The sequence below is a fragment of the Pseudomonas sp. NPDC087358 genome (assembly GCF_044900785.1).
GTDB lineage: Bacteria > Pseudomonadota > Gammaproteobacteria > Pseudomonadales > Pseudomonadaceae > Aquipseudomonas.
The window spans coordinates 68,412-81,035 of record NZ_JBJDOA010000004.1 but is presented as its reverse complement, the minus strand read 5'-3'; the positions used below and the strand labels follow the sequence as shown (position 1 = coordinate 81,035).

Annotated in this window: 23 protein-coding genes; 12 read left to right on the top strand and 11 right to left on the bottom strand. The window is 57.9% G+C overall.

The window, feature by feature from the left end; translation table 11 throughout:
- Positions 1–6: 6 nt before the first annotated feature.
- The 11 genes from ACI2KS_RS10220 to ACI2KS_RS10170 all read right to left on the bottom strand — a co-directional run bounded on the left by ACI2KS_RS10220 (position 7) and on the right by ACI2KS_RS10170 (position 6,041).
- Positions 7–615, bottom strand: a complete 609-nt coding sequence (locus ACI2KS_RS10220; RefSeq protein ID WP_404619692.1) for a recombination protein NinG — start codon at positions 613–615, stop codon at positions 7–9.
- A gap of 91 nt (positions 616–706) precedes the next feature.
- Positions 707–1,147 (bottom strand): recombination protein NinB, encoded by a 441-nt coding sequence (locus tag ACI2KS_RS10215; RefSeq protein ID WP_404619690.1) that lies wholly within the window; start codon positions 1,145–1,147, stop codon positions 707–709.
- Positions 1,140–1,565 carry a hypothetical protein gene (locus tag ACI2KS_RS10210; protein WP_404619688.1) on the bottom strand — a complete coding sequence of 142 codons (426 nt, stop codon included), beginning with the start codon at positions 1,563–1,565 and terminating at the stop codon, positions 1,140–1,142. The genes ACI2KS_RS10215 and ACI2KS_RS10210 overlap by 8 nt, the downstream gene beginning before the upstream one ends.
- A gap of 106 nt (positions 1,566–1,671) precedes the next feature.
- Positions 1,672–2,022 carry a hypothetical protein gene (locus ACI2KS_RS10205; RefSeq protein WP_404619686.1) on the bottom strand — a complete coding sequence of 117 codons (351 nt, stop codon included), beginning with the start codon at positions 2,020–2,022 and terminating at the stop codon, positions 1,672–1,674.
- Between the two features lie 10 nt (positions 2,023–2,032).
- The gene (locus tag ACI2KS_RS10200) at positions 2,033–2,686 is read right to left on the bottom strand and encodes a hypothetical protein (protein WP_404619684.1); all 654 of its coding nucleotides are present in this window, start codon (positions 2,684–2,686) and stop codon (positions 2,033–2,035) included.
- Entirely contained in the window at positions 2,686–4,026 is a 1,341-nt protein-coding gene (gene dnaB, locus ACI2KS_RS10195) for a replicative DNA helicase (protein ID WP_404619682.1), read from the bottom strand. The genes ACI2KS_RS10200 and dnaB overlap by 1 nt, the downstream gene beginning before the upstream one ends.
- A complete protein-coding gene (locus ACI2KS_RS10190) occupies positions 4,023–5,015 on the bottom strand; it encodes a replication protein (RefSeq protein ID WP_404619680.1) in 993 nt (330 codons plus the stop codon). Before ACI2KS_RS10190 ends, dnaB begins: the two co-directional genes overlap by 4 nt.
- Positions 5,012–5,227, bottom strand: coding sequence for a hypothetical protein (locus ACI2KS_RS10185; protein ID WP_404619678.1), 216 nt, complete (start codon positions 5,225–5,227; stop codon positions 5,012–5,014). Before ACI2KS_RS10185 ends, ACI2KS_RS10190 begins: the two co-directional genes overlap by 4 nt.
- A 72-nt stretch (positions 5,228–5,299) precedes the next feature.
- Complete coding sequence (locus tag ACI2KS_RS10180; protein WP_404619676.1) at positions 5,300–5,521, bottom strand: hypothetical protein; 222 nt, start codon at positions 5,519–5,521, stop codon at positions 5,300–5,302.
- Positions 5,522–5,540: 19 nt separating this feature from the next.
- Positions 5,541–5,768, bottom strand: a complete 228-nt coding sequence (locus ACI2KS_RS10175; protein WP_404619674.1) for a plasmid mobilization protein — start codon at positions 5,766–5,768, stop codon at positions 5,541–5,543.
- A gap of 30 nt (positions 5,769–5,798) precedes the next feature.
- Positions 5,799–6,041, bottom strand: a complete 243-nt coding sequence (locus ACI2KS_RS10170) for a hypothetical protein (RefSeq protein WP_404619672.1) — start codon at positions 6,039–6,041, stop codon at positions 5,799–5,801.
- A gap of 72 nt (positions 6,042–6,113) precedes the next feature.
- Between ACI2KS_RS10170 and ACI2KS_RS10165 the strand changes: the two genes are divergently transcribed.
- The 12 genes from ACI2KS_RS10165 (at position 6,114) to ACI2KS_RS10110 (ending at position 12,621) form a co-directional block, all read left to right on the top strand.
- The gene (locus tag ACI2KS_RS10165) at positions 6,114–6,929 is read left to right on the top strand and encodes a helix-turn-helix transcriptional regulator (RefSeq protein WP_404619670.1); all 816 of its coding nucleotides are present in this window, start codon (positions 6,114–6,116) and stop codon (positions 6,927–6,929) included.
- Between the two features lie 814 nt (positions 6,930–7,743).
- The gene (locus ACI2KS_RS10160; protein WP_404619668.1) at positions 7,744–8,103 is read left to right on the top strand and encodes a tellurite resistance TerB family protein; all 360 of its coding nucleotides are present in this window, start codon (positions 7,744–7,746) and stop codon (positions 8,101–8,103) included.
- A complete protein-coding gene (locus tag ACI2KS_RS10155; RefSeq protein ID WP_404619666.1) occupies positions 8,104–8,274 on the top strand; it encodes a DUF3927 family protein in 171 nt (56 codons plus the stop codon).
- A 100-nt stretch (positions 8,275–8,374) separates the two neighbouring features.
- Positions 8,375–8,503, top strand: a complete 129-nt coding sequence (locus tag ACI2KS_RS10150; protein ID WP_404619664.1) for a hypothetical protein — start codon at positions 8,375–8,377, stop codon at positions 8,501–8,503.
- Between the two features lie 341 nt (positions 8,504–8,844).
- Positions 8,845–9,042, top strand: a complete 198-nt coding sequence (locus ACI2KS_RS10145) for a hypothetical protein (protein ID WP_404619662.1) — start codon at positions 8,845–8,847, stop codon at positions 9,040–9,042.
- A 118-nt stretch (positions 9,043–9,160) separates the two neighbouring features.
- The gene (locus tag ACI2KS_RS10140; RefSeq protein ID WP_404619660.1) at positions 9,161–9,577 is read left to right on the top strand and encodes a hypothetical protein; all 417 of its coding nucleotides are present in this window, start codon (positions 9,161–9,163) and stop codon (positions 9,575–9,577) included.
- Between the two features lie 112 nt (positions 9,578–9,689).
- Positions 9,690–10,121 (top strand): hypothetical protein, encoded by a 432-nt coding sequence (locus tag ACI2KS_RS10135; RefSeq protein WP_404619658.1) that lies wholly within the window; start codon positions 9,690–9,692, stop codon positions 10,119–10,121.
- Positions 10,118–10,309 carry a hypothetical protein gene (locus ACI2KS_RS10130; RefSeq protein WP_404619656.1) on the top strand — a complete coding sequence of 64 codons (192 nt, stop codon included), beginning with the start codon at positions 10,118–10,120 and terminating at the stop codon, positions 10,307–10,309. The genes ACI2KS_RS10135 and ACI2KS_RS10130 overlap by 4 nt, the downstream gene beginning before the upstream one ends.
- Entirely contained in the window at positions 10,306–10,842 is a 537-nt protein-coding gene (locus tag ACI2KS_RS10125) for a hypothetical protein (RefSeq protein ID WP_404619654.1), read from the top strand. Before ACI2KS_RS10130 ends, ACI2KS_RS10125 begins: the two co-directional genes overlap by 4 nt.
- A complete protein-coding gene (locus ACI2KS_RS10120) occupies positions 10,839–11,057 on the top strand; it encodes a hypothetical protein (RefSeq protein WP_404619652.1) in 219 nt (72 codons plus the stop codon). Before ACI2KS_RS10125 ends, ACI2KS_RS10120 begins: the two co-directional genes overlap by 4 nt.
- Positions 11,054–11,296 (top strand): hypothetical protein, encoded by a 243-nt coding sequence (locus ACI2KS_RS10115; protein ID WP_404619650.1) that lies wholly within the window; start codon positions 11,054–11,056, stop codon positions 11,294–11,296. The genes ACI2KS_RS10120 and ACI2KS_RS10115 overlap by 4 nt, the downstream gene beginning before the upstream one ends.
- Positions 11,297–11,463: 167 nt before the next feature.
- Positions 11,464–12,621 carry a hypothetical protein gene (locus ACI2KS_RS10110; RefSeq protein WP_404619648.1) on the top strand — a complete coding sequence of 386 codons (1,158 nt, stop codon included), beginning with the start codon at positions 11,464–11,466 and terminating at the stop codon, positions 12,619–12,621.
- Positions 12,622–12,624: the final 3 nt, after the last annotated feature.

The following is a 12,624-nucleotide window of genomic DNA, read 5'->3' as shown; positions in this document are numbered from 1 at the left end:
ACTCCCTTAGGCGGACTGCTTCAGCTCGCGGGTTTTGGCCCGGTAGTGCGCTTTTATCTCTTTCAAATCATCCACGGTGTATTTCTTCACCGACTGGTCCGCCTCCAGCTCATCGACGGCAGCCTGGCCGATGCGCGCGATCAGGCCGATCCGATAATCCACGGCATTGCCCGACAGAAACCGGTTGTCCTGCTTGCTCTGCGCGTGGCAGTTGCGCTCGTCGAATCTGAGATGGGGTGCCGAGCCGACGCTGCGGTAATGACCTGCATCTACCGCGTTGCCGGACCAGTCCAGCGGTTTGCCGCTGGAGATGCATCGCTGGCCCGCCAGATGATCGCGCCACCGGACGAACTCGTTGAACGCCTGCTGGGCTTCCCGGAGATGATCGCCGCGGCTCTTCAGCTTCTCCTTGCGAACCTTGATCTCCTTCCGCTCGATCTGATCCAGCGCCTTGCGCACCTTCTCCTGATTGGCTGGAGCGATGGCAAGGCCGCACTGGTAGCCGCATACCTTCTGGCCCAGGCGCTGCGGGACAAACTGCGCCCCGCACGCCGAATTGCTGCAGCGCTTTTGTTTGCGCGCCGGCGGCGACTTCTTCACTGCCTGCCCGATCACAGCCCACCTCCGAACTGCACCGAAAGGGGCTCGGAGTGGTAGCCGTGCTCGAGCATGGTCGCCAAGGCGCTGATGAGGGCCCGAATGGTCTTCATGCTGCCCTCCTCTCGCCGTATATGGCGTTCATCAGATCGTCTGGATGTGGCAGCAACAACTGCAGGTGCTCGGCGCAATAGGCGTCCAGCAACTCCAGATAGGTCGTCATCTGCGCGATGGTGAAGCTGCGGGTTTTGGCCCGGCCAACCCGGTACCGAGTGCCATCCGGCAACTGGACAGGATGCACTTCGGCGGGCCAGAGCCGAGACACCAGGATCTCGTGCCACTCTTCCGAGCTGGCGATCTGGCCGAACGAATCACGGAGGTGAGCCTGGATAAGGCCGTTCCACATCCACAGCATCTTGTTCTGGGCGTCACTGCGCTTGCTGCGGACTTCGACGATGGTCAGCTTGCGGGGCTTGGTCAGGTCAAGGTGCTCGATGTAGCTGAGCAGACGGCCGCGGTCTGATTCATTGCGGAGCATGAGGTCAGTCATGGCTGGCCTCCTTGCTCATGACTGACAGGATGTCGTGTAGATACCCTGTCGCCACACTTGGCTGTTCGCCCGCGGCATCGCACAGTCCTTGCACGAAAGAGGTAGCCCTACTCAGACGTTCAGCATCCCTACGCAGCGCCTCGGCATCAGCCAGTACGTCGCTGGGGATTGCCAGCTGCTGGCGGAGTGATTCGTTCTCGGCCTTGAGGTGGTCGCGCTGGCGGATGTGTGCCGCACGTTCTACAAGCAGGGCTTTCTGAGTAGCCATCATCCGCTCAATCTTCGCGATCAGCTCCAGCACTGTGGCAGGGGTGCATGCCTGAGCAAGCTCACGCTCCGCTTTATCGCGGCTCCCCCAATGCTTTTCTGCATCTCCAAAGTCTTCAGCCAACGACTTCAATTTTTGAATGTCAGTCATTTGAAGATCACCCCCATATCCGCCGGCTTACTAACATGCACCTTCCCACCCATACCCGACATGGAGACAAGGACGACTAGAGCTATTGCTATCCAGATGGTGTTGGTCATGGCTTGCGCTCCAGAATCAGCTTGTCGACACATGCAACCCAGGCCGAGGAGCCAAAAACGTTCGATTCTCGGCAAACTTCAGAGGGGATTTTTTCGATGAGGCGGTCGAAGGCGATGGTGATAACTACGAAAACCACGGAACCGATAAGGATCCCGGCGACCAGGCCTTTAGCGATGTTTTGATTTAGCGTCTGAGGGTTTTTCCACCAGCCGAAAATACTCATCACGCCACCTCCGCGGTCGGCCAGATCAAGCGAGCTGCGCGCTTTGCCTGTTCTCGATTGAGTGGGCCGTCCTCGAGGGAAACCATCTGAAATGTCGCCCGGCCGGGCACTATTACCTTCCATGTGCGCTTGCTCATGCGGCACCTCTCTGAGATTTGCGGAATTCATGGCGGTCGAGGTACCACTTCAGGCCTTGCTCGCAGACTGAAACTTCACGATGCTCCGCAAGCCGCACACGATTGGTTTCGGCGTGTGTTTCGCGGAGCACTTTCTCCATGTCAGGTCGATCTGCTGTGGTAAGGAAAAACTCTTCCAGGATGTGGCCGATGGGGCGCACCCAATCCATGTCGTCTTGCTGAACGGCAACGTGGATCCGGGCCCAAGCGGCGGTGCCGAGCATTTGCCGGACAAGGTCGTGCAAGTCGAAGGGGGAAATAGAGTCGGTCCATCCACCCGCTCCTCGCACCTGCATACCGCAGTTGAAAAGGCCCGACTTGTCGCTTTCAGGCTTTCCGTATAGGAAGACCACCTCGCGTCCGGTCCGAGTCATCACCGCGTCGGCCTTCTGGATCTCTTCTTCCGTGGGGCGCTTGCCCTTCACTTCGACGTAAATTCCGACGTTGGGAAGCCAGAAATCGGGCAGATAAAACCCGTCATCGACCCGTACAAGGTCGGGCTCGTATAGGTAGAAAATGTCAGCGGCCTCCAGCACGCGCGCCCAAAGCAACTCTGTGTAAGATCGGAGCCGGTAGCCCTGGTGGTGGTAAACCTGTCTGCGCTCTCTCATCAGAAGTTCACCTTCACGACGTTATCTTCCCGGGTGTGGTTGGCCAGCGGCATGAAGCGCGACCGGTTACCCTGAAAAGCGGCTGGCACCATGCCGATCTCCCCGTCGCGGTTCTTGCGAATGAGGATTTCTGCGATACCCATGTCCTGAGTGTTCGGGTGGTACACCTCTTCGCGATAGACGAACATCACGACGTCGGCGTCTTGTTCAATGGCGCCGGATTCGCGCAGGTCGCTGAGTACCGGGCGCTTGTCTGGCCGGCCCTCGCAGCTGCGATTGAGCTGGGACAGGATGATCACTGGGCAATCCAGTTCGCGGGCTAGCAGCTTGATCTGGCGTGACATGGCAGTAACGTCTTCGGTGCGCCCCTTTCCATCACCCTCAACCAGCCCCAGGTAGTCGATGACCACGAGTCCAAGCCCACCCATGCGATGCGATTGGCGGCGGGAGATGGAACGGATGCGGGACATGGTCATCACAGGGACGTCCGACACCGCGATCGGTGCATCACGCAGGCGGAAAGTTGCGGCTGCCAACGCCTGCCCGTGGTCGGCAGAGACTTCACCAGTTTTCAGGGATGGCAGCGGGATACCACCGACGGCGGCTATCAGGCGATCCATGAGCTGGGTCTTGCTCATCTCCAGACTGATGACCACAACCGGTTTTTTCTGGTTGATTGCGACGTCCGCCGCGATATTCATGGCGAGCGTGGTCTTGCCCATTGCGGGCCTACCGGCAATCACAATCATCTGACCAGGCTTCATGCCCTGCGTGTATTTGTCCAGGTCGGGCAAACCACTCGCTAGGCCATCCATCACGATGCCCTTCTCGAAACGATCCAGACGCTCCTGCAGGATTTCCACATGACCGACCAGGATGTCGCCGACCATCTGGCATTCGCCATCGCTGCCGGCGGCGTCCAGGCCCAGAACGATCGACTGAGCCTGCGATATCTTGTCCTCGATGCTCGACTGCTCGTAGGCCAGATCGTTGATGCGCTCGGCGGCGGACGACATCAGGCGGCAGATCGCCCTGTCGCGGATGATCTGAGCGTATTGCTTAGCGTTGGCAACGCTAGGTGTATTGGCCTGAATCTCGGCGGCGTAGGTGAATACCCGTGTTCCGGTGGAAAGCTCTGTGCGGCGATCTCCCAAGGTAATCACGTCAACAGGAGTGCCGTCAGCGTGCAGTTCGAGAATCAGCCGATACAGCTCGCTGTTGTCCTCCCATGCGAAGGCATCAGGCGATAGGTCATCGGACAGCACGTCGATCAGGTGAGGCTGGCGAAGCATCGCGCCGATCAGGCCGTGCTCTGCTTCCAGGCTTTGAAGTTCGATCATTGCGCCGCCTCCGAGACTTCACGGAAGACAGCGCGACTGACGAGGGCTTCGAGTCGTGGGGTGACATTGGCGCCACGGAAGAACACCTGGCTGCGGTTATTTGCTTTTTGGAAGAACCCAAGCCAGAAACCTTGCCCGCTCTGGTGCGCCGTGGATTCGTTCCAGCGTTCAGCGATCATGCTGCGCAGAACCCTGTCGCTTGCCACGGTGACCGGCGCGAGGTTCGGGCATATCCGGTGATACAGAGCGATGATCTGGTCAACCGGAACGCCTACTTCGGACGTGCCTTGCGGATTGCGCTTGAGCTGGTTGCCCAGCCACTTCACCAGGAACCGGCGCCAGTCTTTCTTAGGTCGGTTTGCACTGGCCCAAGCGGCGGCACGTTTGATTTCGGATTCCACATCGATCGGCGCATAGGCTACTGACCATTTGTTAATCAGGGTGGTGTCGACTTTGAAATCTTCACCATCGAACGAAACCAGCGGTGAGGCTTCAATCGGGGTGTGCTCAGCCCCCCGGGGGGCATTAATCTCTTCCGTAGGAAGAGTTAATAGGGGTTCTTTCTTTGTATAAAGAAGGGAGTCGTCGGATTTGGTCTGTCTCGCAATGCTGACGACACAGCCAGTGCGGTCCGAGTCGGACGATATGGTCTGATTCGGACATTCTTTTTTGGTGTCGTAGTAAATCCATTCGGCGGGCTCACTAATACCAATGTCGCCACGTGCTCCGCCTACCCGATAGAGGATTCGACGCTTAAGCAGGTGACTGATGGCCTTGGAGGCAACGTCAGGGTGAATATTGGTGGCTTTTGATATCTCTGTAGCCTGAATGCGAGCTTCGGGCACATGGAAGCCTACAGTGGCCCTGGCAACATACAGGGCCACCTTCAGCTCACGGCCTGGCAGGTCTACGACCATCAGGGCTTCGATGAGCTTGTTGTCCATCCGGGTAAATCCCCCGGTTGATTTCAGTGGGATGACATTGCTCATGCGTGCTTCCTCGACAACGATGCTTTGAGGTTGGTCACGCACTCACGACGGAAACGGTTCTTCGCCTCGGTGGAGTACTGGAACTTGATCATTCGCGCGGCGAGCATTGCGGCTTCTTGGTGCGCTGCGACTTCACGCGCCACGATTTGCGAGTTAACGTTTCGTGGCGCTGCATTCGATGAGCTATTGCTTGGTGGGGCTAATTCGTTCATTATTCTTCCCGCATATAAGTCGTTAAGAGAGCCGGGTCACTACCCCGGCTTTTTTTTGTCTAAAATTCGGGTTTAGCCACTATCGAGTCCCTTTTTAGGGGAACCTCCGGGGAACATTTCGAGGACCGGAGCTTTTCGATTCATTCGTTCAACGCTGCTGACGACGGCGAGAGATTTCGACGTCTTCAGGTATTCCACTGCTGCCTTTTCAAGGCTCCATCCGAGATCTTCGGCAAGCTGCCTAACCTCTTCTTGAGCCCTTACATCTAGGCAGTCGAAGTAGTTTTCGAGCACTTGACCCTCCAAAGGGCCTTCAGGCCGTTTTATGCTGTTCCTGTTCCTGCGAGAGATCGTCGAGGCCGTTCATTTGGCGGATGACATCTGCTGCGCCGAGCTCTCGGCCAAGCATGGAAAGCTTTCTGATGTAGGTGGCGAGCTGCATACCGGCTAACGCGGCTTCTCGGCGTAGCTGGCACATCTCATCTGGGCGGTAGCGAACCTTGCTTACCTCGCTGCGTTTGTGGGTATCGAACTCGTACATGTGTTTCTCCTTCGTGGCTGATGAAATGGTTTACGCGGCCTTGCTGCGGCGCTTGGATTGGGAAAGCAATTCGTGCAAATCGGGGCGCAGACCTTCGAGGGTGAGCACACCTTTGCTGGCCTTGTTCAGGCGGGCAGACAGTTCGACGGAGGCCTTACGGTGGCCTCCGGAAAGCTGGTAGAGGTAACCGACAGACGTGCCAGCCGAAGCCGCCAGAGCAGCGCGCTCCTCTTCTGTATGGCTGTTCAGCCACTCGCGTACTTGGGTGGACATAGGGAATTCTCCTGTGAATACGGGAGAAAGTTAGCGCACTGCTAAAGTTATAGCAAGCAGGAGTTTAGCTACTTGTATATTTCAAAGTTAGCGCCGGGCTGTAATCTTGGCGGCATGGATATAAAGTCGATTCGCCGAACAAACATGACTGCCCTGCTGAAGGGCCGGTCGAAGGCTGTGTGCGCCGAGCTCTGGGGCACATCGCCTTCCTATCTGAGTCAGATGCTCTCTGAGAACGCGACCCGCAGCGTCGGGGACGTGATGGCGCGACGAGTGGAGTCTGCCGAACTGCTTCCGCACGGGTGGCTTGACCAGGTGCACGAACAAGGGGATAACGGCCCGCTAAATAATGTCGTGCGTTTGCCGATAGCACGGGAGAGCGATCTGCAGCTGCTCGGGGAAATTTCCCCGTGGGATGGAGAGACGCCACTCGAAAGGGAGGAGGTCGAAGTGCCCTTGTACAAAGAGGTCGAAATTTCTGCTGGAAGCGGAACCACATCTGTCCAGGCGGTCCCTGGGCGATGCATTCGACTTTCGCGATCCACCCTGCGCGATGCCGGTGTAGAGCCAGCAAACGCAATGGCTGCCACGGTTACGGGCAATAGCATGTCTCGCTTGATCCTCGACGGAGCTACTGTCGGGATTGATAAAGGCACAACCAACATCATCGACGGGGAGATTTATGCCATCGAGCACAGCGGCATGCTCCGGGTAAAATATCTCTACCGACAACCCGGTGGCGGACTGCGGTTGCGGTCTGAGAATTCAGAGGAGCATCCGGACGAAATCTATTCGGCAGATGAGTCTGCGGATACGATCCGGATCATAGGCTTTGTCTTCTGGTGGTCCACGATCAGGCACACGCGCGGTCGCGGCAGAACGCTTTAACTTCCTCTACCTACTTCAATGCAGTGCGCTGGTCCACTCCGGCGCCCTTGTAATCCGACCGATAAGCGCCAAGCTCATCGCGTATCAGCTGCCTCGCAGCATCCGTCCCAACCTCCTCCACTAATAACCGTACAGCCAGGGCTGCAAGCTCTCCTGCGCTCGATACGGTCGCCTTGACCTGGTCCTCAGGCCATTTCGCCTCAACCCCTCCCCTCACTTTTACGCCTGCCATCGCTGCCTCCGGTCGTTTTCTCTATTTAGCGCGAGATTTCTTTCCTTACAGGCTGAGACCAGCCATGCCTGAGTTTTATCCCTCTGCTAAATTTCTGCAAACTATTTAGCAAATAGCTGTTGACTCGCGTTTAGCAGCGCGCTAAATTTCACCCATCGAGACGCCACGGCGAATCGGGAGGGCCTCAAACGGGTCTGCCGCTCTTTCACAATCTGACGCACTCCACGACGTACCCAGGCCATCACCTGGGTGAGGACAAGCTAAACCGTCGTCCATGCAGGCTCTGGAACCTGCCGTGTCTCACATGAGGACACGCGAAACCACGCAAGCCAGTCGGGCCACCAGTAGTGGCAGCGGCCAATGATATGAATCGGGCGACGCGCGTGGTGGAGATAGCCGAAAGGCAGCCAAGGAAACCGTGGCAGGTAACGGAACCCGGAAACATCAGATTTCCTCGATGCCCTTGGAAACAGGGGTATCAGGGAAATCAACCAAAGGGGCAACACCATGTTCGGGAAAATGTTCGGAAAGAAATCAGGCCAAGCTCGCGCTGCAGTCGCCAAATTGGCAAACCGCGATCTGATGGAAGCTGTCGTATACGGCGCTATCTACGTAGCTGCTGCTGACGGCGAGCTGGAAGAAAGCGAGCTAAGCAAGATCGAAACCATCCTCAGCAACAACCCGGCGCTCCAGGGCTTCGGCGCTGAGCTGTCCAATACCATCGACCGCGCCAAGACGGACTTCAAGTCTGGTGCCCGCATCCTGCGTCAGAACGCCGAGAAAGAACTGGGTGATCTGGCCCACAGCCCAGCCGAAGCGCTCACCGTACTGAACGTGATGCTGACGGTTGCCGAAGCAGATGGCGAAATCGAAGACAGCGAACTCAAGGCGCTGGAACGCTCGGCGAAGCTGCTCGGCCTCAACCTGAAAGACCACCTGTAAATGGCCTGGATCAAGGCAATGGGAAATCGCCTCCGGGCGTTTCTTATTCTGGCCCTACTCATCGGCGTCGCGCTGATCGACTCGGTTTCTCGAATCATCAGCATGTGTGCCGATGGGTTTCTTGCGGTGCTGATCCTGTTGCTGATCTGGCCGCTCATCAAGAGAAAGTAAGCATCGCCTCAGCCAATTCGATGAGTTGGCTGACGGATGCGGACGAAACTGCGGCCTATAACCGCCCACCTGCATCACTTAATTCAAACCGGAGACACACATGCTCCTTCTCATCCTGATCGGCGCAGAGCTCAGCCATGCGCGGCCAGAACCGCCTCCTGAAAGCGGCCTGCCCACCGATCCACAGCGCTTCATTCGTGAACGCTGGCGAACATCCATCGGGGCATGATCATTCTGGTGATCAATGTCCCGCCCAAAACCCCTGACTTTGAGAGATAGGAATTGGAAAGCTCGGGTGTTCTCGGGCTTTCACCTCGAAAGAGGCTATATCGGAATGTCGGCGCCCCATGAAAAAAGCTGATCCAGGCCAACTGTTTGTATGCGAACGGGCGGACGTAGTTAGGCATCTTGGTCAGGACCGACATTCCAATGCAGCTTCAACAGGTAGCCACTGCCTTCCCAGTGAGCGAGCAATAGGAGATTGCGATGTGCGATTGCCGAAAGACGCTTGAAGCGTCGATAAAGGAAAGTGTTCAGGCTGGTCTGGATGAGGGTTGTACGGACCTGCGTGTGAGCCTGGATGGTTACGCGCTGATGTGCGGCAGCGGCACGGCAAAGTCTCAGCAATTCATGCGCGCCGAGGTTAGCTACCAGAAACCCACCAAAGCTGGCGTGCTCAAGCCGAAGAAAGAATCTGTGAACATGCTCGCGAAGTTCTGCATGTTTTGCGGCGAATCCTACGAAAAGGCTGAACCTGACGTCGCGTAACACCCCTCTTACACCCTCCCGAACACACCCAACTGCTCCATCCCCGCTGCCCATCGGCGCTAACGCGTTCTCGATGAAGCAGTCGTGTGTGTTTGGTTAATCAGCAAGGAGATTGAGCATGAACACGGAGCCCGGATATTGCGATGGCGATACCTGCGGTCGCGAAGGTTGCGAGGGCGTTTTAACCTCGCACAAGGTCGAGAACTGTAGCTGTCACATCAACCCACCATGCGGTGCCTGCACCTCTCCGCGCGGGTTTTGCCCTGCTTGCGGATGGGAAGAATCTGAAGATCCGCCGCCCGAGCAGATCAAGTACGAAGGCAAGCCTTGGCAAATGCCTGAGCCTCGCCCCCTAGACCCGACCAAGGTCGACTGGCGCCACGTCCCGCACACCCACTTCACGATGATCAAGGAAGGCGTGTACCCGCTCCATATGACTCAGGCTGAGGTAGAGAAAGAGGTGCGAGGATCGTTCGGCGGTCGCTTCGAGCGATTCAAGGACGGCCACTTCAAATACATCGCCTACACCGACTAACCCATCCCATGACCGCATCGGCGGGTGCCAGGCCAGTCTCGTTGGTTGGGTTTGGTCACCCGCGCCTGACACCCGACCAATGCGGTCAACCTCAGCGCCTAAGGAGGCGATCATGAACGCAGCACTACAGCTTGCACAGTTCGAGTATGACAACCGCCTCCCGGTGGATCTGGACGAAAACCCGGCCATCACCGAGTGGATCGAACAGAACGCCCAGCGCCTGATGGATGGCGAGACGGTCACCTGGGGCTACAAGAAGTCGGACAAGGGCCAGGTCACGGTCGATGAGTTCGTGACGGCGGTTCAGGAGCATCTGACATCGCGCCAGATCGACGGGCAAGACAATCGCGATGCGTTCGCCCGCCTCTGTATCGCCAATCTTGTCTGGGGCCACCGCTTCGATGGTCGAGACCAGGCCCAGTACCTGATGGGTTCCAAATCGGCCCTCAAGGACATCGCGGTCAATCTTCTACTGCCACACGCAGCACGAGCCGTCGAGCTTAACGCCGAGTGGCAGCGCCAATCAGAGGAGGTCGGGTTTTGAGTATCCACGCCCTGCTCGGCACATCACTCGACGATCTTGAGCGGCCATCTGTGCCGCTCTTCTACGAGCAGATCGTTGAAAACCAGATCATCCGGGCTATGAGTGCATGCCTGATCGACATCGAAGACTTTCACTACTACAGCGCTCGCCTTCGCAGGATATGTGAGCAGCGCAAGGAGGCGGCATGAGCAAGATTCCTGAAGGCACCCAGTTCATTGAAGCGGGGTGTGGTGAAAAAGGCTTCCGCAAGTACGAAAAGGGGTGCTGGTGGTTTTTCGAAGGGTTCTGGCGCCATGTTGATTGGAAGATGGGGGATTTGAGACCTTTAACTGAGCACCCCTTCTATATAGATCCAGCAACTACCTGGACCGGTGAAGGCTTGCCGCCAGTTGGGACGGTGTGTGCATTCTGCCGTTTCCCGAGCATGCCAGAGCCTGAATGGCAGAAAGTGGAAATTGTTGCTAACTGGTCTGAGGGGTTGAAAAGTCCAGTAGCGATTTTCATGAGCACTTCATTTGCACCCCAAGCAGATCAGGCAATAGCAGAATGTTTCCGCCCAATCCGCACCGCAGAGCAGGTTGCGGCGGATGCGCGAAACGCGCAAATCATGGGTCTAGCCGACGAATTGGCGGGCTACCAAGACCGCGAGACCGGCGATAAGCATAAAAAGCTCGCCGAGTACTTGCATGACAACGGCTACCGTAAGGAGGTGCAGCCATGACCCCTCTTTACCCCTCCCTGATCGACGAACAAATAGCCGAGCTACCCGAGCATATGGCAGTGCCCGCTGACCGGGTGCTGATGGTGTTCAAGGGGCTGACCATGTGGGACGCCATGCGCGAGGCCGAGCGGGCTCATATCTCGAACCCTGAAGCGTGGAGCCGCCGGGCTTGCCTGTGCGGTGAGTGGACGCTGAGTTACGAGGTGCGGACATGACCATGATTTGCGGCAACTGCAATAAGTTCGGGATTCGCTGGGTCGGGCCTTTCGGCAACCTGGCCGGCACCGAATGCCCACACTGCGGCGGCACCAACTGCCAGCAGGAAGCAGAAGCTGAGGAAGAAGAATTGGAAACCGCGACATGCGGCTGCGGTGCCACTGGCGAGGTCAATTACGACGACGGCACTGAGCGACGCTTTTACTGCTACAGCAGCCTGTCTATGTGCTCGCCATGACCGCCACCCAACGCCGTCGCCGACTCGTCTTCTGGCGCGGGTCGTTCCCGGTCCTCGCAGCGTTCACCATCATGATGCTCGCGCTTTCGCTGGCCGATCGCGTCTCGCAATAACCCCACCCCATTCAATCGCAGCGCCCCGGCACACGGATGGCGCGGGAGACAGTCATGTCCGCAGAAACCCAACTCGCAGCCATTCCGCCGGCCGAAACGGCAATGACGGTATACAGCACCGAAAAGGGCCTTGAGCCTTGGCTGCAAAAGATCCGCACCGAGATCGACGGCTTCACGCCGGACATCAGCACCCGCAAGGGCCGTGAGGCAATCGCCTCTATGGCTTACAAGGTCGCCCGGTCTAAGACGGCTCTGGATGACGTCGGCAAGAAGCTGGTAGCTGACCTGAAGGAGATCCCGAAGAAGATCGACGCCGAGCGCAAGCGGGTCAGGGACACGCTGGATGCGTGGCAGGAGGAGGTGCGCAGGCCGCTGAACGAATGGCAGGCCAAAGAAGATGCACGGATCGAATTTCACAACTCGATGATTCGCCATATCGAAGATTGTGGACTCGGCCTGATCGGCGGACAGCCTCAGCCGTTCGCCCTGCTCTTCCGCGAGCTTGAAGAGAAGATCATCGTCGACGAGAAGTTTGAGGAGTTTGAGGCCGAAGCGCATCGCACCAAGGCCCAATCCCTGGCAAAACTCAAGATTTCCTTCGATGAGCATCAGAAGCGCGAAGCGGAACAGGCCGAACTGGAGCGCCTGCGCGAAGAATCAGCAGCCCGGGCCAAGGCTGATCACGAAGCAGCCATTGCCCGCGCCGCTGTAGAGAAAGCGCAGCAGGAAGCAGCCGCCGCAGCTCAGGCAGAGCGCGATGCAGCAGCCCGCCGCGAACAGGCGCTGATTGATCAGGCGGCCCAGGCGCAGCGCGAGGCGGATCAGAAAGCCCGCGATGCCGAGGCAGCGGCCGCTAATCAGGCTCTGCAGTTGAAGCTCCAGGCCGAACAGGCAGCACGCGCCGCTGAACAGGCCGAAGCAAATCGGATCGCCGCTGAGCAGCGTGCAGAGCAAGACCGCATCGCCGCCGAACAGCGCCAGGCCGCAGCAGTTGAGCAGGCACGGCTGGCAGAGGTAGCGCGGGCCGAGGCTGCAGCGAGGGAGCAGCAGCGCCTGGCAGCAGCTCGTGAAGCTGATAAAGCCCACAAGGGTGCGATCTACAAAGCGGCGAAAGAGGCATTCATGCAGCACGGGATGACCGAGGACTGCGCCCGCCTGGCCGTGAAGCTGATCGCCAGCAACTTCATTCCTGCCGTCAAAATCGAATATTGAGGT

What these genes read in the sequence shown, in the direction of transcription:
- ACI2KS_RS10215 (WP_404619690.1), bottom strand. Translation starts at nt 1,147, where the DNA reads ATGACTGACCTCATGCTCCGCAATGAATCAGACCGCGGCCGTCTGCTC.
- ACI2KS_RS10210 (WP_404619688.1), bottom strand. Translation starts at nt 1,565, where the DNA reads ATGACTGACATTCAAAAATTGAAGTCGTTGGCTGAAGACTTTGGAGAT.
- ACI2KS_RS10205 (WP_404619686.1), bottom strand. Translation starts at nt 2,022, where the DNA reads ATGGAAGGTAATAGTGCCCGGCCGGGCGACATTTCAGATGGTTTCCCT.
- ACI2KS_RS10200 (WP_404619684.1), bottom strand. Translation starts at nt 2,686, where the DNA reads ATGAGAGAGCGCAGACAGGTTTACCACCACCAGGGCTACCGGCTCCGA.
- dnaB (WP_404619682.1), bottom strand. Translation starts at nt 4,026, where the DNA reads ATGATCGAACTTCAAAGCCTGGAAGCAGAGCACGGCCTGATCGGCGCG.
- ACI2KS_RS10190 (WP_404619680.1), bottom strand. Translation starts at nt 5,015, where the DNA reads ATGAGCAATGTCATCCCACTGAAATCAACCGGGGGATTTACCCGGATG.
- ACI2KS_RS10185 (WP_404619678.1), bottom strand. Translation starts at nt 5,227, where the DNA reads ATGAACGAATTAGCCCCACCAAGCAATAGCTCATCGAATGCAGCGCCA.
- ACI2KS_RS10175 (WP_404619674.1), bottom strand. Translation starts at nt 5,768, where the DNA reads ATGTACGAGTTCGATACCCACAAACGCAGCGAGGTAAGCAAGGTTCGC.
- ACI2KS_RS10170 (WP_404619672.1), bottom strand. Translation starts at nt 6,041, where the DNA reads ATGTCCACCCAAGTACGCGAGTGGCTGAACAGCCATACAGAAGAGGAG.
- ACI2KS_RS10160 (WP_404619668.1), top strand. Translation starts at nt 7,744, where the DNA reads ATGGAAGCTGTCGTATACGGCGCTATCTACGTAGCTGCTGCTGACGGC.
- ACI2KS_RS10155 (WP_404619666.1), top strand. Translation starts at nt 8,104, where the DNA reads ATGGCCTGGATCAAGGCAATGGGAAATCGCCTCCGGGCGTTTCTTATT.
- ACI2KS_RS10150 (WP_404619664.1), top strand. Translation starts at nt 8,375, where the DNA reads ATGCTCCTTCTCATCCTGATCGGCGCAGAGCTCAGCCATGCGCGGCCA.
- ACI2KS_RS10140 (WP_404619660.1), top strand. Translation starts at nt 9,161, where the DNA reads ATGAACACGGAGCCCGGATATTGCGATGGCGATACCTGCGGTCGCGAA.
- ACI2KS_RS10135 (WP_404619658.1), top strand. Translation starts at nt 9,690, where the DNA reads ATGAACGCAGCACTACAGCTTGCACAGTTCGAGTATGACAACCGCCTC.
- ACI2KS_RS10125 (WP_404619654.1), top strand. Translation starts at nt 10,306, where the DNA reads ATGAGCAAGATTCCTGAAGGCACCCAGTTCATTGAAGCGGGGTGTGGT.
- ACI2KS_RS10120 (WP_404619652.1), top strand. Translation starts at nt 10,839, where the DNA reads ATGACCCCTCTTTACCCCTCCCTGATCGACGAACAAATAGCCGAGCTA.
- ACI2KS_RS10115 (WP_404619650.1), top strand. Translation starts at nt 11,054, where the DNA reads ATGACCATGATTTGCGGCAACTGCAATAAGTTCGGGATTCGCTGGGTC.
- ACI2KS_RS10110 (WP_404619648.1), top strand. Translation starts at nt 11,464, where the DNA reads ATGTCCGCAGAAACCCAACTCGCAGCCATTCCGCCGGCCGAAACGGCA.